This is a genomic window from Marinobacter excellens LAMA 842 (genome assembly GCF_001574445.1).
Classification (GTDB): Bacteria; Pseudomonadota; Gammaproteobacteria; order Pseudomonadales; family Oleiphilaceae; genus Marinobacter; species Marinobacter shengliensis.
This window is the reverse complement of sequence record NZ_LOCO01000035.1, coordinates 1-22,383: the sequence shown is the minus strand read 5'-3', so window position 1 is coordinate 22,383 and position 22,383 is coordinate 1. Positions and strand designations below refer to the sequence as shown.

The 22,383-nt window shown below is 52.4% G+C and carries 21 protein-coding genes; all 21 read right to left on the bottom strand.

All coding sequences use genetic code 11. The features are described 5' to 3' along the window. Window positions 1-2 precede the first annotated feature (2 nt). Window positions 3-560, bottom strand: coding sequence for a sugar transferase (locus tag J122_RS19105; protein ID WP_061333739.1), 558 nt, complete (start codon window positions 558-560; stop codon window positions 3-5). Next, window positions 557-1,513 (bottom strand): NAD-dependent epimerase/dehydratase family protein, encoded by a 957-nt coding sequence (locus J122_RS19100; RefSeq protein ID WP_082780651.1) that lies wholly within the window; start codon window positions 1,511-1,513, stop codon window positions 557-559. The genes J122_RS19105 and J122_RS19100 overlap by 4 nt, the downstream gene beginning before the upstream one ends. 3 nt (window positions 1,514-1,516) lie before the next feature. Beyond that, entirely contained in the window at window positions 1,517-2,464 is a 948-nt protein-coding gene (locus J122_RS19095) for a UDP-glucuronic acid decarboxylase family protein (RefSeq protein ID WP_061333735.1), read from the bottom strand. Between the two features lies 1 nt (window position 2,465). Beyond that, entirely contained in the window at window positions 2,466-3,257 is a 792-nt protein-coding gene (locus tag J122_RS19090) for a glycosyltransferase family 2 protein (protein ID WP_061333733.1), read from the bottom strand. Further along, window positions 3,254-4,444 (bottom strand): capsule biosynthesis protein, encoded by a 1,191-nt coding sequence (locus J122_RS19085; protein ID WP_227510300.1) that lies wholly within the window; start codon window positions 4,442-4,444, stop codon window positions 3,254-3,256. Before J122_RS19085 ends, J122_RS19090 begins: the two co-directional genes overlap by 4 nt. A gap of 362 nt (window positions 4,445-4,806) precedes the next feature. Continuing rightward, window positions 4,807-6,069 carry a hypothetical protein gene (locus J122_RS19080; protein ID WP_156471792.1) on the bottom strand — a complete coding sequence of 421 codons (1,263 nt, stop codon included), beginning with the start codon at window positions 6,067-6,069 and terminating at the stop codon, window positions 4,807-4,809. Window positions 6,070-6,087: 18 nt separating this feature from the next. Further along, complete coding sequence (locus tag J122_RS19075; protein WP_061333727.1) at window positions 6,088-6,831, bottom strand: hypothetical protein; 744 nt, start codon at window positions 6,829-6,831, stop codon at window positions 6,088-6,090. 47 nt (window positions 6,832-6,878) lie between these two features. Next, on the bottom strand, window positions 6,879-7,934 hold the full coding sequence (pseI, locus tag J122_RS19070; RefSeq protein ID WP_061333724.1) for a pseudaminic acid synthase: 1,056 nt from the start codon (window positions 7,932-7,934) through the stop codon (window positions 6,879-6,881). Next, entirely contained in the window at window positions 7,931-8,452 is a 522-nt protein-coding gene (pseH, locus tag J122_RS19065; RefSeq protein WP_227510299.1) for a UDP-4-amino-4,6-dideoxy-N-acetyl-beta-L-altrosamine N-acetyltransferase, read from the bottom strand. Before pseH ends, pseI begins: the two co-directional genes overlap by 4 nt. Next, entirely contained in the window at window positions 8,449-9,558 is a 1,110-nt protein-coding gene (pseG, locus tag J122_RS19060; protein WP_061333722.1) for a UDP-2,4-diacetamido-2,4,6-trideoxy-beta-L-altropyranose hydrolase, read from the bottom strand. The genes pseH and pseG overlap by 4 nt, the downstream gene beginning before the upstream one ends. Next, entirely contained in the window at window positions 9,558-10,259 is a 702-nt protein-coding gene (pseF, locus tag J122_RS19055; RefSeq protein WP_061333720.1) for a pseudaminic acid cytidylyltransferase, read from the bottom strand. Before pseF ends, pseG begins: the two co-directional genes overlap by 1 nt. A 2-nt stretch (window positions 10,260-10,261) precedes the next feature. Then, entirely contained in the window at window positions 10,262-11,425 is a 1,164-nt protein-coding gene (gene pseC, locus J122_RS19050) for a UDP-4-amino-4,6-dideoxy-N-acetyl-beta-L-altrosamine transaminase (protein WP_061333718.1), read from the bottom strand. A gap of 2 nt (window positions 11,426-11,427) precedes the next feature. After that, a complete protein-coding gene (gene pseB / locus J122_RS19045; RefSeq protein ID WP_061333716.1) occupies window positions 11,428-12,426 on the bottom strand; it encodes a UDP-N-acetylglucosamine 4,6-dehydratase (inverting) in 999 nt (332 codons plus the stop codon). Between the two features lie 23 nt (window positions 12,427-12,449). Beyond that, window positions 12,450-13,805, bottom strand: a complete 1,356-nt coding sequence (locus tag J122_RS19040) for a lipopolysaccharide biosynthesis protein (protein WP_156471791.1) — start codon at window positions 13,803-13,805, stop codon at window positions 12,450-12,452. Between the two features lie 174 nt (window positions 13,806-13,979). After that, entirely contained in the window at window positions 13,980-15,056 is a 1,077-nt protein-coding gene (gene wecA / locus J122_RS19035; protein ID WP_061333712.1) for a UDP-N-acetylglucosamine--undecaprenyl-phosphate N-acetylglucosaminephosphotransferase, read from the bottom strand. Window positions 15,057-15,401: 345 nt separating this feature from the next. Next, window positions 15,402-16,514, bottom strand: coding sequence for a glycosyltransferase family 4 protein (locus tag J122_RS19030; RefSeq protein WP_061333710.1), 1,113 nt, complete (start codon window positions 16,512-16,514; stop codon window positions 15,402-15,404). Between the two features lie 9 nt (window positions 16,515-16,523). Beyond that, entirely contained in the window at window positions 16,524-17,561 is a 1,038-nt protein-coding gene (locus J122_RS19025; RefSeq protein ID WP_197463891.1) for a hypothetical protein, read from the bottom strand. Between the two features lie 164 nt (window positions 17,562-17,725). Beyond that, window positions 17,726-19,696 carry an asparagine synthase (glutamine-hydrolyzing) gene (asnB, locus tag J122_RS19020; protein WP_061333706.1) on the bottom strand — a complete coding sequence of 657 codons (1,971 nt, stop codon included), beginning with the start codon at window positions 19,694-19,696 and terminating at the stop codon, window positions 17,726-17,728. A gap of 3 nt (window positions 19,697-19,699) precedes the next feature. Then, window positions 19,700-20,782: a glycosyltransferase family 4 protein gene (locus J122_RS19015; RefSeq protein WP_061333704.1), complete on the bottom strand. Its 1,083-nt coding sequence runs from the start codon at window positions 20,780-20,782 to the stop codon at window positions 19,700-19,702. Continuing rightward, window positions 20,779-21,975 carry a glycosyltransferase gene (locus J122_RS19010; protein WP_197463890.1) on the bottom strand — a complete coding sequence of 399 codons (1,197 nt, stop codon included), beginning with the start codon at window positions 21,973-21,975 and terminating at the stop codon, window positions 20,779-20,781. The genes J122_RS19015 and J122_RS19010 overlap by 4 nt, the downstream gene beginning before the upstream one ends. 19 nt (window positions 21,976-21,994) lie before the next feature. Then, window positions 21,995-22,195, bottom strand: coding sequence for a hypothetical protein (locus J122_RS22560; protein ID WP_156471790.1), 201 nt, complete (start codon window positions 22,193-22,195; stop codon window positions 21,995-21,997). Window positions 22,196-22,383 lie beyond the last annotated feature (188 nt).

Below are 22,383 nucleotides of genomic sequence, written 5' to 3'. Positions count from 1 at the left end.
TTCTACTCCCCCGATCTCACGCGATCACCTGACCCTTTGCCAGTGACCGTTTGAACGATATAGCGGAAATAGTGCTTTAAATCCAAAGAGCGCAACATCGCGGCATCGGTTTCAGCCAGCAATTGCGGGGTCGACATATCAATACCGGTCACCTGCGCCAGCCCGGTAATGCCGGGCCGGGCCTCGAGCACTCCACGGCTCTCCCGCTCCTCAATAAGCTCGATCTGACTAAACAAACAGGGCCTCGGACCAACCAGACTCATTTCCCCTTTAAGAACATTCCAGAGTTGGGGCAACTCATCAAGTTTTGTCCGCCTGAGAAAACGGCCAATCGGCGTAATGGACGATGAATCTGCCAGATGACTGGCAACGGATTCAGTCTCCGGCACCATGGTGCGAAACTTTACCAAATTAAAGGCTTTTCTATTACGCCCAACCCGTTCCTGGATAAAAAGAGGTGATCCGGTATCAAAAAGCCCGATTACATACATAATTATCATTAGGGGAAAGCTTAAAATCAGGCCGATGGTGGCTATTGAAATATCCAGTATCCGCATCATTTCCGGCCCTTCCTAAGTCCAATTAGCCGAATTTCGTTCAGTGGATTCTCCTCATTCAGCCAGCCGAGCTCCCGAACTGCCTTTCCTGAATCAACCACCAGATCTCCGAAGAGCTGTTGATAAATTGACTTTCGGCCTAACAGCGCCAAACCTTGCCTCATCCATGAGACGGGCACTGGAAACAACCTTGCTCTTTGGCCCATCCCCTCCCGAAGCGCCATAACAAGCTCCCTCGTCGAAACTGGGTTTCGATCTGCTGCAACGTATATTTCATCCGCTGCCTCAACACGCTCTATACAAAGTTCAATAAGATCAACGAGACTTCTCAGTGAAACAAGGCTCCTTTTGTTGTTGGCCCAGCGCAAAGGCAAAGGCAATCCGCTGGCGCTGATCCTGACTAACTTGGAAAAATTTCCTGGCGCATCGTCAGCATAAACCAAGACTGGACGAATAATCGAAAAGCTTGTCCCTGTCCCAGATACAGCAGTTCTGAGGGCCTGCTCAGCCTGGAGTTTAGATTCTGCATAGTAGGCTCTGGGGGTGAGCGGACTTCTCTCAGAAAGCGGCTCAACCTCACTATGATCACCGTGAACTCCGATCGAACTCAAAAATAAAAATCGTTTGACGCCTTCTATGACTGAGGCCTCTGCAAGATGTTGCGTTGGCAGCACGTTGCAATCCGTGAATGCTTCCAAGGTCTGCCTGCTGCGCCCCCCTTTTCCATGGGCACGCGCCGCGAGGTGCGCTACGAAGTCCATTCCCTCAACCAACGCACGGTAATCGGTAGATCTCTCAATATCGCATTGAACGTAACAAACACCCTCAACTGGACGCTCAACTCTCGAGCGCACGACCGCCCGGACATAACATCCCTTTGCTACTAGGTGCTCGCAAAGTGCCCTTCCTATAAATCCCGATGCACCTGTGACGAGAACTCGCTTTGCGTCAACCATAGTTCAGTCGATGTCCGCTGTTTTAAGCAGTTCATCAAAATAAGAGATCGTCTTGATGAGGCCCTCCTTCAATTCAACCGTCGGATACCATTGAAGGTCAGATTTTGCCTGAGAAATATCAGGCTGCCTTTGCTTGGGATCGTCTTCCGGAAGCGGCTTGAAGATGAGCTTTGACTTGGATCCTGTCAATTCGATAACTTTTTCCGCAAGTTCTCGAATCGTGAATTCGTTCGGGTTACCCAGATTAACTGGGCCAGTCAATTCGTACGGCGAGTTCATTAACCGCACAAACCCCTCAATCAAATCATCCGAATAGCAGAAACTTCTTGTCTGCTGTCCCTCACCATAAATGGTGATGTCCTCACCCTTTAATGCTTGGACAACAAAGTTGCTCACGACCCTTCCATCATTCGGGTGCATTCTCGGGCCGTAGGTGTTGAAGATACGAGCTACCTTAATGGAAAGTGCGTGTTGGCGGTAATAATCAAAAAATAGAGTTTCTGCACAGCGCTTTCCCTCATCGTAACAGGAGCGAATGCCAATCGGGTTCACCTTTCCCCAATAGCTTTCCGGCTGGGGGTGCACTTCAGGGTCCCCATAAACCTCGCTGGTGGAAGCCTGAAAAATTCGAGCCCCCAGCCGTTTTGCAAGGCCAAGCATATTTATGGCGCCATGCACACTCGTTTTGGTGGTTTGAACCGGATCATGCTGGTAGTGGACGGGGGATGCGGGGCAAGCGAGATTATAGATCTGATCGACCTCAACATAGAGAGGAAACGTGACATCATGCCGCATTACTTCAAAGTACGGGTTACTCATCAAGTGCGCGATGTTCCTCTTACGGCCAGTAAAGAAATTATCCACGCACAGCACATCGTGCCCTTCAGAGAGCAAGCGTTCACAAAGGTGGGAGCCGAGAAAGCCTGCACCACCAGTAACCAGAATCCTCATGTCACATACCCTTTTTCAAAAACCGAAAATATAAACCACCCAATACGTGCGTAAGGGTATATGCTAAAGCTATTGTTCGGGAACGCCCTGGATACTCCCTATGAACCATCAAAACTTTCCGTGCCATCATTAGCTTTGAACCAGAAATCTGGCCTTCACTCTTTCGGTAAAAAAGCAATGGCGCTCTCAATTTAGTGCAATACCCGACTGTCTGAAGTAGCCTTAACCAACAATGATAATCCTCCACTGCCTTATAGGCGGGGTCTTCGCGGAAAGGAGTCCTGAGCAACAGCTCTCTGGCAGCCAGCACACTCGAAGTTGGAATCTGTGCTCTGATGGTCTGCTGTCGATACGAAACCCTATCGCTCAGACTCTCTGCCATGGGCTCGAATGCCAAACAGCCATCATCCGTAAAATCGGTCATCGCACTACATATAAAAGCAGTCTCAGTATCTTCAACTGCAGCGAGCTGTAAAGAAAGCTTGTTCGGGTGCCAGATGTCGTCAGAATCGAGAAAAGCCACCAAATCGGAGCGCGCCTCCTTGACCCCAACGTTCCTCGGACCTGCAGGCCCTCCAAAATTTTTGTCCAAAGAAATCAATCGAATTCTATCGTCCTTTTGGCACAAGGAATTAACTACCTCTCTGGTGTCGTCAGTTGAGCAATCATCCACCACAATAAGCTCCCAGTTCTGTTCGGATTGATTAAGAACTGAGCCAATAGTCGCGACAATATACTGACTAGCATTGAACGCTGGCATTACGATTGATACTTTCAATTGGCCACTGGTCATCCGGCCCGGTCTCCTCTCTGAAATTTTGCCCTCAAACCGTCGACCCAACGAAAGCCGAGGCGTCTATTGATCTTGATGGGAACTCCCAATCTTGCGGGCACGGGGTAGTCGGCCAATCGGCCCCAGTCGGCATTTTCTAGTGCACGGATGACCTCATCTTCACTTGACTCAGATTCGGCAACTTCCGGATCATCCGCGCGAATCCGGCCTTCTTTAAACATATTAATCAAGACTTCCGCACTAGCACCCTTAAAGTATTGATATTTCGTAGTTTCGACTGCCTTTACATACGGAACGAACTGCGGAAAACGATGTGATCGCACATACAAGAACCGGAGGGTCTTACGCCGAACCATCTCTGGATCGAGGTCCAGTGCACGGCAACTGGAAAGCAACTCTTCCCTTGACCGAAAAACGTGAACAAACCCAGCTTCCTGGTAAGTAGAGGGCCCCAAGCAAACCACCTGTTTGCCACAAGCACCGGCCTCAACAGAGGAGCTACCTCCATTGAGAACTACGATATCCGCCTGCTGTATCAAATCATAAGTGCTGGCTTTCTCCTCGCTCGGTATGCAGTAGACGCCTCGCTCAGCTGCCCACTGTGCATACAATTTGAGAGAACGATTCCCTGTCACACTTCCGATATTCTCTGCCCAATTAGGGTGGCATCGCAGCACCACCTGCCCCACATCAATATTGAATACCTCAAAGAAATCATCCAGCGCTTGTGTATTATCGACCCATGGTGTGCGCCACTCATCGTGACCAGCAAACTCATTCTTGCTACTTGGAAGCACCAGGACACGCTTACCCGAGGAGTTCAGAGGCCAGGGAGCCGGAACTGGATTTTTGTTGTATAAACGCCATTCCAGCGAATTTCTCTGCAGGAACCGTTCGCCAATCAGCTTACCTGCATAGGCAGCTTGAGCAGAGGTAAGAGGCTTGTCGTCAAATTCTCGTACTAGCTCCCCCAGCGCCGCCAAGGATAGACAATTACCGTTGGGTATCAACTGAACACCATCACCAAACCACGTTCGCTCGTGGGTGATGTAGGGCACACCAAGTTCTTCGCAGGCGAATGTAACAGCTCGGGGTAAATCCATTCGGCCGTTAAAACAGATTACACCTTCAATACCTTCATCAATAATCCACGTCCGAGCGCTTTCGTACACCTGAGCAATAGGCAAGGACAGCCTTTCCCGAATTTGCCGGACTGTAGGCTCCTCCCATTCGGACTCGGATTCAGTACGAGTCAATGTGGCAGAGCTGGACAAAGCGAGTGGCTCGAACCGTGCCAGGTCGACCGCAGGCGGATCCCGACGTATCGAGGTAATACCTTGGGATCGGTAACTTCTCACGCCTCCAATCATGCACTGAGCACACTCGCGCAAGCTCGACCTTCCGCGGAGCTCACGAATGTAACAAGAATCTAAAGCCGCATCGCATGTAAGAAAAACCACCTCATGGCCCTCGGCTTCCAAAAGCTGCGCGAGGAACTCAAGGTGCTCAACGTGCGGTCTGAATGAGAAAAGGTTAGCAAGACCTACTTTCATGAGTACCTATTAGTAAAAAGTGAAGCAATATTGGTTATACAAAAGTATGCGGTCCAAAGGAAAAGTCCAAGAACTGCGGTTATAACGAATCCAGGGATATTAGTAGGAAATATCAAGAAGGACAGAAACCAGAACGTAGCTGCGAATACTAGCACATAAGTTGCCAGATTCGCCTGGCCGAGACTCTGCATTTGCGTTAACACACCGGCAAACACCCCGAACGCCAGGGCAAAAGACACCATCCCCCAAAGCCCAAAATCATTCAACAGAGCACCTGGTGCGGGAATAAAGAAACCTTCGTAAGCAGTCTGAGGTTGATCTAAACCAACCCTGCTAAATACAAGCGAATAAAGCCCCTGTGGTGTTATCCAACCACCAGCCCATTCCGCCAGCACTATATCTTCAGTCATCCAGGTACCATGAGAGCCATACAAAAGTACCAGATGAAGATAATTTACAGCGTCCTTTCCGGCTCCCGATTGAATGCCAAAATCACATTCAAGCGCTGCATCTCTCGTTAAATGTCCACAAATGTTAAGGAAGTATGAAAATGAATCACTGTCACCAAACGCTTGGCTTCGAAAAGCAAAGAACAAACCAAATGCTATTAGTGAGATCAACGCAATTAATAACAAGCGGCTGTACTTGAGCGACAAGGGCCTATATGGCTTACCCAAAGTTCGGCGGGCAACAAAACTTCCAAGGCCAAATGTTAATGATAAAAGAATGGCGGTTCTCCCCCCCATCAGGACAGTGACTCCAATCAATTCAATAACAACGACAGTAATTATAAAAAAATGAGCTCCAAGCCTTCGCTCTTCCCAAAAAAGTATCGAACGAACAAGCGGAAACACATAACAATAAAGGAAAAAATTACCGAAGACGCTAAAAAACGAACTCTGATAGGAACCTTGGTTCAGCTGCGCTCGCCCCTTCGCAATACCCACAGAGAAATAATCGATCCCCCTTATAAAATAGCGATCGTAGAAGATCGCTCCAATGGCTAATGCCCCAAGAATTAAAAGGATATAATCCCATCGTATATCAGAGGATAAATAGGAGGTCGCTGATCGGACGGAGCTGCGCGGGATTGCAGCCGTTAACATTCCGAATCCGATGATGAAAGCAAGGGTCCAAACCTGCATTAGGCCCAGATATCCCCAGAAATAGCTTCCAAATACCCAACCGGAGTATAAGAAGGCGGCAATCACTGCAGGCAATGGCAAAAGCAGCCACGCCCAACCTACACGAGATACCATTTCAGCTCGCGTCAATAGTCATGAGACTGTGTCGCTCTGTTCTTTCAAGGCACATCGGACATGCTGAGCAAAGTACAATACAGTCACGCCGACAACGGCGAGGAACAGTGCCTGCAAGACTACCAATGCAATTCGAGTGGTTAGGCCCAGCCCTCTCTCTTCATTGCTCTGCCGGGCAATAACTCGGGTCTCAGCCGATCTCATTCCAGCCAGTTTTCCCTGCAAGGACACCAGCACCTCAAATAAACCGGAGCCGCGTCCATTCGAACTACCACTGCCCTCCATGAAAGACTTGATCGCCCGCTCAGCAGATTCAATTTGAGACTCCAGCATGTTCCGCTCATGACGTTCAAGAACCAACTGGCTTTCTTCCAGGCGCTCTATAATTGCCGAGTGCGTGCGCCTGATCTCATCGCTCTTCTTCACTGAACCGACCGAGGACAACTTGATATACCCGCCCTTGACCTCGGAGACAGTCACGCGAAACTTTAGCGCATAACCGTGATCCTTTCGGAGCTCTTGGCTGACATCAGGCAGCCATTGACTCTCCAGTGTTGCGATTAGTCCATCGGCAGGTTCCAACAATGAGCCCTCGCCATTCTGCGCGAGCTTGACCAGTGAAACATACTGGTACCGTGGTTCGATCGCCAACTGATAGCCGGCCCCAAGCAGCAGCACGAAAAGAAAGATGATCGCAAATAATCTACGACGACGAACCATCGCCGCAGTGAAATCTACCAGAAACGAATCAGATGACCGCATTACATCCTCAAGCTCAGTTTGAAATACAATTGACACCGAGACAGCGTTCAATCACTCAATAAGTCAAATGATACCGGGGAGTTCTTCGCCACGCTTGATCTGACTCGCCGTCCCACGACTTTATCTAGGTACTTGGGCGCGACTCCAAAACCCGGTCTAACACTACGGACTGAGGATTCGCGCACGATATCCCCTTGCTTAAGGTCTTCAACGAAATACAAAGACCGCCGAAATTGAGCGTTACCCTGTTCGCTGGATTTCCGTCCATAATCCACCTGCCCCAGCGCTTTCCATGCCGTCTTGCTATCCCGACACAAGTCAGAGAGATCTTCAGGCTCAAGCGAGAAACTGTCATCCGGCCCGCCGCCATTTCGGTCAAGAGTAAAATGCTTCTCAATCAAAGAAGCCCCAAGCACCACGCTCGCGATAGCCGTAGTATTATCCAGCGTGTGGTCCGACAACCCAGTAACCAAGCCAAATCTTTCGATCATGTCTGGAATGGTCCGCAAGTTGTAATCTTCCGCAGGCGCGGGATAACCGCTCACACAATGCAAGATCGCCAGCTCTTTACAGCCACCTTCACGTGCCGCAGCGATTGCCTCTTCAATTTCTTCAGCATCAGCCATACCGGTGGAGATAATCATCGGTTTGCCTGTGCTGGCGACATATCGAATCAACGGTAAATCCACCGCTTCGAAAGAAGCGATTTTGTATGCAGGCGCATTAAGATCCTCAAGCAGGTCCACCGCCGTCGTATCAAATGGCGAACTGAAAATTGGAATACCCAGCTTTTTGGCGTGATCAAAAAGCGGTTTATGCCACTCCCAAGGCATGTGGGCTTCCTCGTATAATTCGTAAAGGGTGCGCCCATCCCACAGCCCACCCTTAATGCGAAAATCATCAGCATCCGAATCCAGTGTGATCGTGTCGGGACGATACGTCTGGAGCTTGACCGCGTCTGCACCAGCCCGTGCCGCCTCCTCAATAATCTTCATGGCCGTTTCCAATCGGCCATTATGGTTAGCTGAAAGTTCCGCGATGATATAAGGGGGATGATTACGGGAAATCTCTCTTCCTGCGATCGAAATTACAGGGTCATTCATTCTGCGCACTCCTTAACTTTTTGCCGCCACTCATGACTCAATAGCCCAAAACACACCACGTCATGATAATGGGCACCATCAAAATGTTGTTCTCTAAGAATACCTTCCTGCGCAAAACCCAGCCGGCGATGGAAAGCGATCGACCTGTCGTTAAAACCTAACGCCTGACCGCATACTTTGTGCAAATGCAATTCCTCAAAGGCAAAGTTTAAAGCAGCCCTGCCCAGAGACCGGCCCGTACCTTTTGCGGCATCAGGGGCGAGATAGAACCCCCAGTCAGCAACCGAATCGCAACGCCCCCGCGCAATATTAACGAAACCCAATCCCCGCCCATTAACCTCATAAATCATCAGGTTCAAGGCAGGGTTATTGGCCGCTCTATCAAACCAAGCCATATGCTCGTCAAAACTTATCTCGTGCCTCGTATACATATAGCGGCGTACTTCAGGATGGTTGCGCCACCCAAGAACCATCTCCAGGTCATTCGCTTCCATCTGCCGGAGTTTGGCTGTGGTCACTGAACACCTCCGGATAACCTTAACATTGCGTCAACAACCAGGCTTGTACCTGTGCCGTCCGTCACGGCGGCAGCCTTATCAGCCATATCGACGAGTTCACCGGAAAGAGACAGCTTATCCACTAGGTCCGGCAGTGATTCTCCAAGCCCATCCGCACAACCAATAACTCGCGCAGCTCCCGCTTCATCAAGGGCGCGGGCACCACTCTCCTGATTGCCTGCCAGAACCACCAATATCGTAGGCAACCCCAGGCAACAACGTTCCCAAGAGGTGCTTCCCGCCGCGCCGATGCAAAGATCTGCCAGACACATTCGCTCAGCCATATCCGTCACATTCACGCTCACAGAAACCCTGAATGGCAACGTTTCCACCTGTTTGCGAACAGCATCCAAGGCGGGAGCAGACGCCCCCATGACAACGTCCAGCACCGCTTCATTCGGCAGCCGGCTTTGAGCTAACGCTTCCAACACTTGACCAGTAATATTATCGCGGTCAACACCACCTAAGGTGACCAGAATACGCTTCAGCGAGAATCCCTGCCGGCGTTCCAGACTTTGTGCCCGGAGTTCAGCGAATTCAGGCCTCAATAACGCATAGCGAGGACCGATCAGGCTGAGACATCCCTCCGGCACCCAATGAGCGTAGTCCCCGGATTGCCGGCCAAGATTCTGGTCGAGAAGTAGATGACAGCCATGCGGCCTGTCTGCCAGGTCATCAATAGCCATCACCTGGTTGGCAATAGATGCAACCCATCGTTCCCAGCGAACATCCAATGCGTAGTGATCAACCACCAACCACTCAAAGTGTTCGCCAGCCAGAACCCCCATAGTCTGCTCGGCATCTTGCTGCCAGGAAACGCCCAACCAGTCAGCATGTGCCAGCGGAGCATCATCTTTCAGGTCCGGCACAACAGGCACTGGCAGGCTCAGCGATCGCACCTCAAATCCCTTTTGCGCGATCAATTCTACGAGGTTGCCGGGGTGGTCCCGGCAAACAAAAGTACAGGTGTGGCCCCTAAGCCTCAGTGCATCGGCCAGCGTGAGGCATCTCATCACATGGCCAGTGCCTATCTGAATTGAGGCATCAGCCCGGAAAGCAACACGCATTATTCTGCTCCCTGCGCCTGCATCGCCCTAAACAGCCACTCTGCACGCGCCCAATCCTCAAGGGTATCTATATCCTGTACCCGATGCCTCGGTAGCCTTACCGGAACTGCGTGTTCCGAGAATATCCCCAGTTCACCTTGCCAGGCCTGCGCAGTACCCCAATAAAACTGACCGGCATCATGCCAAGCCTCCTCCAGATCCTGAGACCGGGTCTGGAAGTGTTCCGGGTTGAACATAGCCACACGTCCAGCCGCGGTTATCCGCAGCGCCCGCTGAATCGGGAACGCGTAACTTGTTACCGAAAAAGCATAATTACACCCTTCGCCATAGAGTAAGTCGCGGCCACGTATCAAATCTTCAGGAGAGACGAAAGGAGCCGTAGCGTACAGGCAACATGCCGCTGATACCGGAGTACCATTATCGTCCAACCATTCAACCGCATGCCGGATAACGGGTATGGTTCCGGTGTAGTCGTCCGAGAGTTGGGCCGGGCGCATGAAGGGGGTTTCAGCCCCCCATTGCCGTGCAACCGCAGCAATTTCTTCGTCATCCGTAGAAACGATAACCCGGTCAAAACACTCGCTTTCCAGCGCGGCCTCAATGGGCCAAGCAATCATCGGCTTACCGCAGAACTCTTTGATGTTTTTACGTGGAATGCGCTTACTGCCCCCACGGGCGGGGATAATGGCAACCGTGCTCATCCTCACACCTCTGCCAGTGCCTTGCGGAGCGCCGCAACCACTTCACTCTGCTGGTCATCGGTCAGGCCCTGGAACATCGGCAGGCTGATAGCCTCCCGGTAGTAGGCCATGGATTGGGGGAAGTCGTCAGCCTGAAACCCCATCGCTGTATAGAAAGGCTGCGTGTGCACCGGAATGTAATGCAGGTTTACGCCTATGCCCTGTGCCCGTAAAGATTCAAACACCTCTCTATGAGTTCTGGAAATACTGTCCAGCTTCAGGCGAATAACGTAAAGGTGCAGGCCGGAATAGCTGTCCGGGTGCTGCCAGGGCAGCACGATAGGAAAATCCGCCAGCAGCTGGTTATACCGTTCTGCCAACTCGTGCCTGCGGGCCACAAAGGCATCCAGCCGTTGCATCTGGCTTACACCCAGCGCCGCCTGCAATTCGGTCATCCGGTAATTGAAGCCCAGATCCACTTGCTGATAATACCAGGGCCCGTCAGGTTCATGGGTCATCAAGGCTGGGTCTCGGGTAATGCCGTGGCTGCGCAACAGGTTCATCTTTTCCGCTAACTTAGCATCGTTGGTTACCGCCATACCGCCCTCGGCCGTCGTCACAATCTTGACCGGGTGGAAGCTGAACACAGTGATATCGCTGTAACGGCAGTTGCCGATGAACTCGTCCTGATATTTGCCGCCAATCGCATGGGATGCGTCTTCAATCAATCTGAAGCCATACTCCTTTGCAAGGGCGCCAATCGCTTCCATATTACACGGCTGGCCACACAAGTGAACCGCTACCACCACTTTTGGCAAACGGCCTTCCTGCTTTGCCTGCTCAAGTTTTTTCTTCAACGCAACCGGGCACAGGTTGTAAGTTTGTGGGTCGATATCCACAAAATCTACCCTGGCACCGCAATACAACCCGCAGTTTGCGGAGGCCACAAAGGTAACAGGCGTGGTCCATAACCAGTCGCCCTCCCCCAGGCCCAATGCCAGGCAGGCAATGTGCAAAGCAGAGGTGGCGCTGTTCCCTGCCAAGGCATGGTTAGCTCCCACATGGTTTGCCACGGCCTGTTCAAATTTAGGCACCATCGGGCCCTGAGTCAGGAAGTCTGACTTCAGCACATCCAGTACCGCATCGATATCTGCCTGGTTAATGTCCTGCTTACCGTAGGGAATCATGGTCAGATCTTGCCAATTTCGCTGTTGTGGCGGTCGATCCAGGCTTGCAGTTCTTCGTCCTTCATCCATTCGGTGTTGTTATCGCTGGCGTACACAAAGCCCTCGGGCACCGGCTTGCCATCTTTGATGCGATCTTTACAGGTTCCCCAGTCATTGATGTTGGGCAGAATCTTGAAGTGCTCGGGGTACTCGTAGGTGAAGTATGAATCCTCGGCGCCAATCATCTGCTCATGCAGTTTTTCACCCGGGCGGATCCCCACCACTTCCTGCTTGGCTTCTGGTGCCACAACGCGAGCCAGATCGGTCACCTTCATCGAAGGAATCTTCTTCACATAGATCTCGCCACCCACCATGTCCTCAAAAGCATGCCATACCAGCTCCACACCTTGCTCCAGGCTGATCATGAACCGAGTCATGCGCGGGTCTGTGATCGGCAGCACGCCATTCTCTTTGATAGACATAAAGAACGGGATAACCGAGCCCCGGGAGCCCATCACGTTGCCGTACCGAACGACTGAGAACTTGGTTTGGTGGCCACCGGCGTAGGAGTTGCCAGCCACAAACAGCTTGTCGGACGCCAGCTTGGTGGCACCGTAAAGGTTGATGGGGCTGCTGGCTTTATCGGTAGAAAGGGCAACCACGCCTTTAATGCCTTTATCAATGGCGGCATCGATCAGGTTCATGGCACCGTGGATGTTGGTTTTTACGCATTCGAACGGGTTGTACTCGGCCGTGGGTACAATTTTGGTGGCCGCAGCGTGCACCACGTAATCCACACCATCCAACGCCCGGTATAGGCGGTCTCTGTCGCGCACATCGCCAATGAAGAAGCGCAGGCGGTCATCGCCCTGAAACAGCTTGGCCATCTCCCACTGTTTCATTTCATCCCGGGAAAAGACAATGATTTTCTTGGGGTTGTACTTTTCCAGGGTCATTGGAATGAATTTGTGGCCAAAAGACCCAGTGCCACCAGTGACCAGGATGGTTTTACCTTGCAACATAAGCCCTCAATATCCTCAGTAGTTCAACGTAGAGTATGAGTGATTCCAATGGCCCGGAACACCCGCGCGCATGAAACCTGTTTAATTATTCCGATTGCCAACGACGCGCCTCCGAAAGCCAGTATCACAGCCCACACGGGACTGAACGCACCGAATAGAAACACCAGCATCAAAAACACCAAAAGGCCGGTAAAATGAGCCACAATGATTGGCTTATCGCGAGACACCGCATAAAGGTTGTAATGTGGAACCATCCCCACTACGAAAATCCCCATTGCAATCAGTATCCCGACAAACAAAGGCCAATGATCAAAGTAGATCGGGTTAGGTAAAAGCATAAACAGAAAGGGCCCCACCAGCGCACCGCCCGCCACCAATACCAAAGACCAGATCAGCGTATGCTTCCTGAGGGTCGCTCTTGCAACCAAAAAACCGGCTTGATCGCCGCTATTGTGCGCAGCAATCATTCTGGGGTAGAGAAAGGCGAACACCCCGGCGTCCATAAACGTCAGAACCGTGCCGGCCATGCCCATAAAAAGACTGTACACCCCCAACAAGTCGGGGCCATTCAGCGCCTCAAACGCGTAGCGGTCTATTGTCATAATCCCGCGCAGAGCAAGGGTTGCCATCAGCAAGGGAAAAGCAACCAGCACACCGCGCTTCACCCAGGCAAGATCTATCGAGAGGTTACTTTTACGCCATTCTATTGATCGCAGAAGAAATCCGCCCATCAAAACACTGAGCGCCGAACCAGTGGCCCAAAACAGCAACAACAACTCAAGCGACCGGTAAGACTCGAAAAAAATCATGCAGAGAACAAAGGCCAGAGACCATATGCCCTGCCTGAAAAACACCATCACAGAAGCAAAAAGCGGGCGCCCCATCGCAATGGCAAGGCGTGATATTTCCTGGGCCAGGTGTTCTGAGACAATCAGCAATAGAACCCAACCAGCAACCCACCAGGGAAGCAGGCCAAACACAAACAGCAACAGGGAGACAGGCAAAACCAGCGCATAGAGGGCCCCGAAAAACACCCCCTGCGACACCAATAAACGACCCCACTCAGCTTTTGGCCGACCGAGCAGATCTCTGGTGCTAAAGGTATAAAAGTCAAACCCCACGAAATACAACGCATAGCTGACCGTAACCACAATCAGCCCATACAGCCCCACTTCTGAGGGGGGAAGATAAACGGCCAGAATGAAAATCAGCACGAACCGAATGGCCAAAGTTAACGCTCGAATTCCAACATTCAATAGATTGGGGTTGTTCAACAAACTCATTACCTGCAGCGGCATAGTGAATCTGGCAACCTGATTTCGCATGCGTGATGACTCACATAAAAACCAGGTGAATCGGAGTAATCCGGCAATCGGCATTCAGACCACCACAGTCGGGAGACTGGCAAGACCAACCCTTTCATACAGAATGCTGTTGATAAACCGGAAAAATTTTGCGCCAATTGGGAGGGGAATTCAGTTACCGGGAGTAAAGACTGTGTCAGGGATTTGAAGAGTAGAGTTGATCGATCCGGACTGGAGCAACCAAAAAACCTAGTGCTGATGAGTAACCTTCTTCCTGAACAAAACCAACAACCGCCAAACATGGCTCAAAGACCAATCATAAAGCGCAAACACACCCAAAAATGTCGTAAACATTACCCACTCGGGCACATTGAAAAACTCCCCCGCCAAGCCAATCCCTGCGCAAACCAGAGCTATCAACGTAATCATCAGTAAGGCTTCGCGGTCAGAAAAACCGGCGCGCATGAAAATGTGGTGCAGGTGCTCTCTGTCTGGCTTCATCAAAGACTGCCCTTTGCGAGCACGGCGCACCATAATCGCCACCATATCGATCAGCGGAATGGCGATGATCCACAAGGCTGTAACCGGGCGCATACCTGCCTGCTCTGGCTGCGTTGCGTTCACCAGCAACCATACCACTGAAAAACCGATGAACATAGAGCCCGCGTCGCCCATGAAAACCCTGTAGCGGAACGGTGGAATGCGCAGGTTCGCCATCAAGTAAGGAAGCAGCGCGCACGCAATTCCAACCGCCAGAGCCAGTGCTGGACCTGCCTCTGGCGCAAAAGCGAACAACACAATCAAAGAAAGCAGCGTCACCAGAGACAGACTGCCCGCCAAGCCATCAATGCCGTCCACCATATTGAATGCATTGGTGGCCCCAATCACTGCAGCAATGGTTACCAGAGGCCCCAAAAAACCCAGGTCAATAACGCCCAGATTAAACAAGTCACCAAATGCCGTAAGCGACACCCCGGAGCCATACACCAGGAGGGCTCCCAGCCCAACCTGCACCGCCAGACGGAACTTGGCGGGCAAGTCACGAGCATCGTCTACCGCACCCACCACCACAAGCACCGTTGCGCACAGCAAAAACAGCCCATGCTCGCTGACCAGCGGCATGCCAATCAACCAGGCCACGCACAAACCAATAAACGCACTCAATCCGCCAATCAGCGGCACAACGCCCTTATGGTGCTTGCGGTGATCAGGGGCATCCAGCAACTGCACCCAATAGGCCACAGGGCGGAGAAACCAGAGGGAGATCAGAGCGAAAAGACCTGCCATCAGGCCCGTGGAGCTTGCCGCTTCCATGTGAATACCCATTAAAAATCCGAATTGGGGATGATGAAAACACAGTGATAGTAAAGAAAAAAACACCTGTGACTATACGATAAAGAGTCTATATAAAATTTGCCGGTATACAAATCCAACTTTAAATCATTTAACGAGGTTTTACGGGCGGCATAGTGCCAGCGTCAATCACAGCCGCTGAAATCGCCACACTTTCGTTATGAGGCGCCGCCAACACCACCGAACCTATTTGCCCTGCTCCGGCTCAGCGCACCCCCCAAAAAAGCAACGGAGAGAGGCGGGCCCGGGTACCCGAGTCCAATAACAGCGATTTCCGGGGGGATTACCATCCCAAGGGGCAAGCCCTCTTTGTAGCGGTCAGGACTGACGGGGCAAGCAATCCAGGTAAGCCTTAACCACCACATCCTCACTAAACTGCGCTTCCATCCTCTGCCGGGCTGCATTGCCGGCTTTCTGGCGTTCCTCTACATCCATAGCTACCACCCGTATCATCTGCTGCGCCAGAGACTGAGCACTGCGTACCTCACACAACCAACCGGTCACTTCCGGCTCTATGGCATGGCGGCAACCTGGCACATCTGTCACGATGGCCGGGCGGCCCATGGCGGCGGCTTCCAGAACGGTGCGGGGCATGCCTTCGCGATAAGAGGGCAACACTAACACATGGGCCTGCGCTATAAAGGGCCGCACATCATCCGTTTCACCCAGATAGTCCAGCACACCGGCCTTCTGCCACTGTTCAACTTCTTCCCGGGTAATGGCCGTTCGGTTACTCGCCCCCAACTGGCCCAGCAACCAACAGCGGGCGGGCATGCCGCGGGCTTTAAGCAACCCAGCGGCTTCGGCGTATTCCCGCACGCCTTTATCCCCCAGCAAGCGGGCAATCATTAAAAACGTGACCGGAGGGGCCTCAGGCAAGGGTGAAAATGCGAAGCGCTGAAGGTCCACGCCCGAGCCCGGCAGCAAGGTTACGGGCGTATCCCCCAACAAGCCCGCGTTGCGGAACACGGCCAGATCTTCCTCATTCTGGAAAAACAACCGCTGGGCCCGACGGTTCACCAGGCCATACACCTGCCGTACCCGGCGGAATAACCAGGAGTCATGGATAAACGCCGTACCCAGGCCCGAGATATTGTTCGCGAACGGAATACCCCGCAGGGCGCACACCAGCCCCCCGTATATGTTCATCTTCACGGTAAAGTTGAATACATAAGCCGGTGCCAGCCGGCGCAAAGAGCGGTGAATAAACACCAGGCTGCGCAACTCCCGCAATGGCCCAATGCTTTTACCTTCCAGCGGCAACGCAATATGCTGCGCCCCCAACTCGTTCACCAGGCGCGCGCTGTAATCATCCAGCGGCGAGATACACAGCACTCGCCACCCTTGCTGAACCAGGGCAGTAATGGTGCTGCGACGGAAATTGTACAAATACCAGGACGTATTAGAGGTAAGAACAACGGTAGAGGACAAATCAAGAACTCAAGATAAGGAGGAATCACCACCCGAAGGCACACGCCTGCGGCCAACCCGCCAATGGGCCGGAGCGAAAGGTTTGAACACAGAGCGAACGTGGCAGTCTGCACACACAAACAGCACGAAAATAACAATGAACGGATAACGATAACGGGCTGCCGTGCCGTAGTTGAACACCACCAGGCCATAAATGGACAAGGCAAAGGCCATAAACAACAGCCAGAAAATCAGTTTCTTTGGTACCCGGCGCCAGGCGGCGCGAACAATCAACACCAATAGGCCGAACACCACCAGGTTCTCTGCCGCCTGAATAAGCTGCAGCAAGCCGGCCGCCTCCCAGGGGAATGGCTTCAGCAGGAAATACACCCCACTGGTCAGCCCCTCAGCCACAAACTCCCCGGGGCCCTCAATCAGCTTTAGCTGATCTCGATCGCCGCCATCTTCCCTATACATTGCAGACCGGAACAGATTTATTAGTGGCAGCGCCACGGGCGAAACCGCCACAAGGGCAACCAACCCCACCACCATGGTCAAAATGCCCCGCCCAACCGACACACCGGTGTGGCGAATACCAAACAGCAGATAAACCACCAGGATGGGCGCCAGAATAAAAAAGTTCTGGAACTTGATCGCGTACAAGGGCACGAACACCGCCAACATCGGCAACCACCGCCCCTCCCGAGCGAACTGCACCGCCATCACCATAAACACGAAAATGAAGGTGTCTCGCAGCGAAAGGCCCGTATACAGCGCCATACTAGGGTAAAGAAGGAAAAACCACATAGAAACGGGCATGAACACCCGCTTGTTATACAGCCAGAAAAACAGAGCCGTCCAAAACAGTGTGTTAAAAAAACCCAGACTGATAGGCGATACCGCCAGAGGCATAGGCATTAACGCAAACAGCGCCGCTGCCTGCTCTACGTTACCTCCATATAATAGAGACTCCAGCAGCGGCAATTCGCCTGCACGAATTGCATTGAACTGCCGCCAGTACCGGAACTGATCCCCCAGATAACCCGTAGGAAACAAAAACTCGTTCAAGAAAAAGGGCACCAGACAATGCAATAGCAAAACCAGCTGCACAGCAGGTTTAATACGAAAGGCTTTACAGCCAAACAAAACGAAGAGCACACAGATAAAAAAGTTGGGGAGGTCGTAAAAACGCATTCCCGCAAACCCAGATGACATTACCCAATTCAGGTCTGTCAATTGCCAAGCCCCCAGTGCCGGAACCACGCTAAAAGCTGGAGAACAATCCATAACTGCTGTGCAAAGTGACCTTCGTTAGCCACATGAGCGGACCACATTTTTTTAACAGCGCCAGCGTCGAGTTGCGGCACCTGATTTATATTACTTTCGGCCAGTAAATCCTCCGCCCATTCCCTCAAGGGCCCGCGCAACCAGTCATCCAGCGGAATCGCAAACCCCATCTTGGGCCGCTCAATCAGCTCCCGCGGCACATGGCGATAGAGTATCTGGCGCAAAGCCCACTTGCCCTCACCATTACGTACCCGCATATCCAGTGGCAACTGCCAGGCCGCTGCAAAAACGGCCGGATCAAGGAATGGCGCTCTGACCTCAAGGCTGCTGGCCATGCTGGCACGATCCACTTTCAACAGCACGTCGTCCACCATGAAGTTGAGCGTATCCATCAACATCATCCATTCCACCTGATCAAATCCTGCGAGGGCAGGATACAAATCCTCGACGGGATTTCCAGATCGATAGTCAGGCCGTAGTAACTGTTCAGGGTGGCGATTCATCGAGGCCAGGCCACCATAAAGAGCCCGGTCCGAGCTGCAAGCTAGCACATCTGCCAACTTATAGAGCTTTTCGCCAAAGGTACGAATCTGATACCTGGAGGGTAAAACCTTGCTACCTAGGTACATCAAACGATCGTATCCAGCCGAAGGCACAAGTTTAAGCATGCGCCCCAGCGCTTGCCGCATTGGCAGAGGCATTCGGCTCAGTTTGCCCCAAACTCTGGGAACCCAGACATAACGGTTATAGCCACCAAACAGCTCATCGCCGGCATCGCCACTCAAGGCAACCGTCACATGCTGCCGGGTAAGCGAGGATATCAGGCAGGTGGGTAACTGGGATGAATCAGCAAACGGTTCATCGTATAACTCAGGCAACTTTGGAACGAGGTCCAATGCCATCTCCGAAGTAGCCCGGAGAGTTGTATGCTCCGTTCCAAGATGGGCCGCAACCGCAGCCGCATGCTCAGACTCATCATACCGAGGGTCATCAAATCCAACTGAAAAGGTTCGGATCTTTTGGCTGCTCTGGCTTTGCATCAGCGCCACAATGAGCGAGCTGTCTACACCACCGGAAAGAAAGGCACCAAGTGGCACATCCGCCGCCATCTGCTGGCGAACCGAGGCAACCAGCGCCTGCTCGACGTTGGCCAGTGCCAATTCAGGATTATTGTTGCGGCCCTCCAGCGCAGTGCGCGCCGCCTCAACGGGAGGCCACCACTGCACTACCCCAGGCAGCACCCCGTTACGGGCATCCGAAACCGAAACTTTCAGTAAACAGCCTGCCGGAAGCTTGAACACATCCTTGAAGATGCTCTCCTGCCCGCTAACGCAACCATAGCGGAGGTAGTTCTCTAACACACTGGGCTCGACCTCTCCCCTCCATCCTGGTGCCCGCTGAAGCGCTTTAAGCTCAGAACCAAATACCAGGTCACCCGCCACCAAGCCATAATAGAGAGGCTTTTCCCCGAATCGATCCCGAGCCAAGGTAAGCGCTTGCTCTTCGCGATCCCACAAGGCAATGGCAAACATACCGGTTGCCATTTCAAGGGTTTTCTCAACACCCCATACAGTGAACGCACAAAGCAACGTTTCGGTGTCTGAGTGTCCTTTCCAGCCTGTGGATGCCTTGCCGGAAGATTTCAGTTCCCGGCGAAGCGCATTGTGGTTGTAGATCTCTCCGTTAAACACCACCACAAAGCGCCCACAATCCGAAAGCATGGGCTGATGACCTGCGGGCGATAAATCCACAATCGAAAGGCGCCGATGCCCCAACCCAAGACCAACCGAAGGCTCTTCCCAAGCTCCCGAATCGTCCGGACCGCGATGGGTAATAGCATCGGCCATCTGTTCCAGCGCCGGCTTGAGAGGTTGGCTGCCAGGAACGCCCCTGAAAATCCCAGTAATCCCGCACATAATTCAGGAATTACCCCGCTGCGCGGCTCTGCGGAGAATACCGGCCAACACCGGAGCCTGTACCTGCAGAGAATATTTCTGCTCCACGGCTTTCCGGCCAGCCATACCAAGCTCGGACTGCCGCGGCCTGGACCTCAGAATTCCTGTCAAAGCCTCAGCCCATTCAGTTACCGATTCAGCCAGTTGGCCACAATGGTTTTCATTCACAATCTCGACATTTACCCCAACCGGCGAAGCCACCACGGGAACACCACAGGCCATATACTGAATCAACTTGTAACCACATTTACCCTTTTCCCACGGGCCATCTTCAAGTGGCATCATGCCGACATTCATCTGGGCAACGAGGGCTGCTTCGGATTCTTCAGTCCACCGCACAACATCTACCGGAATCCCTGGCAATTGCTCCCGCACACTGTCTGTAGCTCCAACCAGAAGCAAACAAGCCCCCGTTTCATCACAGACCCTCTTCAGAGCATCTCGAATATCGACGATATAACGCTGGGTGGAGGGTGAACCAATCCAGCCAATTACCGGCTTCTTTCTTTGGTCAGGCTTCACACTCTGATAACGCTCGCGATCTACCACGGTGGGAATTCGTTCAATACGACGCGCACCGGCCTTTCGTGCGCGTAAAGCAAGATATTCGTTACCCGCAACGACACAGGCAGCATTGCGCATCACCGCATCAATTTTCTTTCCCAGAAATGCCCTAATTAGCCAGCTCCCAGAACGGTCATAGTTATGGAAAACCGCATCATCGTAATCAACAACGTAGGGCTTGCCTAGCAATCTCAGCAGTCGCTCAGCAAAGGCTGGGAGATAAGGAAATACTTCATACTCAACCCACAACACGTCATACCGAAAGACCGTCAGCAAAACGAAAAACCGCTTCAAGTACGACATTAGAGAGCGCGACTTCGAGCGTCGCCCTCTCGCGTAGAGTTCTGTGAGGTATTCGTCATCAAACAAACTACTGACCGTAACCTCAATACCCTCGCCTCCCAAAGCAGGAAGGTATTGCAGAGAGCGCAACCGGGAACTGGCCCCCATGCGTGGGTACTTCGATAACAGAAGTACCTTCATTTTAGAATATCCCGGTAAAGCTCTCGGTAGGCCTCAATACCCGCCTCAAGAGAGAACACTTCCTCAGCAGCCATGCGGCACCGCTGCGCAAGCTCAGGGTCTTTCCTAAGCTCATTCAACCGCTGAAGTCCCAACTTCATGGATTCAGAAGAGCCATCCTCAACCAATACACCCACGTTGTAGTGCTCAATAGTGCGCGCCACGTCACCTACTCCGGAGTTCGCAACGACCGGCAATCCACAACCCAGAATCTCGCCCATACGGGTAGGCGAGCTCCCAAGCTTGCTCAATCCCTGGCTAAAAAACATTGCTGAAACCGTATGGCCCTGAACGGCTGAATGCACCTGCTGTGGAGGAAGGCCGAACACACGAAGGCGCTGCTGGAAGTCTTCATTGCCCCCCAAGCGCAACCGCACTTCGTCGGATGCATCACGGGTAATAACTTCAAAGCAGGCTTCGGGGTCCTGGGCGGCAACCTGCTGAAAAAACTCAGCCAGCCAATCCAAGTGGAACCAGCCGCTCAACACGGTTCCAACACAGCTGTAAGTAGCTGCGCCACCTCCATCTGTGCTGGCGGGAACGAAACGATCTAAATCAGCACAGGTAGGAATCACCCTTATAACCTGGCCTTTCAGCTCGTCAGGGTAGGTTTCCTGAAGATAGCCAACAGCTGCATGCGTTAGCGAAACCACCGCCGCTGCGTTCTTCAAACAGGAACGCTCAACCCAAGCAATCGCTTTGTGCATGAGCGAGCCTCGCTTCAAGCGACCAGCAGTGATCAATTCCTCTGGCCACAGCGCCCTCATATCGAAGATGAAGGGTGTACCGGTCAGCTTATTAACAAGCAAGGCAACAGCAGCGGGAATGTAGGAGCGCGCGTGAATCAGTTCGGCGTTGCCCTTACGAACTTCCCGAAGGCACAAGAACAGAAAAACAATCATACTCCAGGCAGGAGCAATCACCTTGGGGCGATAGCGGAATTTCTGCGGGAGCCAACGGATTCCATGCCTTTCGCAATCGTTCTGCACGCTGCCGAAAGCTTGCTGGTCTGCGCGATCCTCTGGCTTCTCGAAACTAATCAGAGAGACTTGGTGGTTTTTTGATAAACCTTTTAGGTAGGAGAGAACCTGGCTTTGGCCGAGGGGCTCCAGCATTCCATTGCGGGTGATATAAAGCACCGTACTTTTCTTCAAGTAAACCTCAGTCAAAATATTAAAAGTCGTAACCTAACGCACGAATATCCCGCTGATATATATCGCCAACGATATCGACCATTTCAGCCGTAAAGGCTTTGCGGTAATCCTGGCCCGTGCCTGCCCGCAACTGAGGGAGCGATAGATCCCTTAGCCCCAATCGATCGCAAACATTCTGAAAATCTGCATCCAGCGATTCGAAACGGCCAATAAAATCCATCCCCCCCCCCCCCGTCCAGGGATCGAGATCCAGTCCATCTGATCCCGGAAATGCGCATATCTCTTTACCTCACGGAGGTAACGGGGGTCACGCAAACGCAATATAAATTCCTCGAACGTAGGTACATCCGACAGGTAATGCGTAGCCCAAGTCCAGTCTACGAATTTATCGCCCTTGCCAACGACACG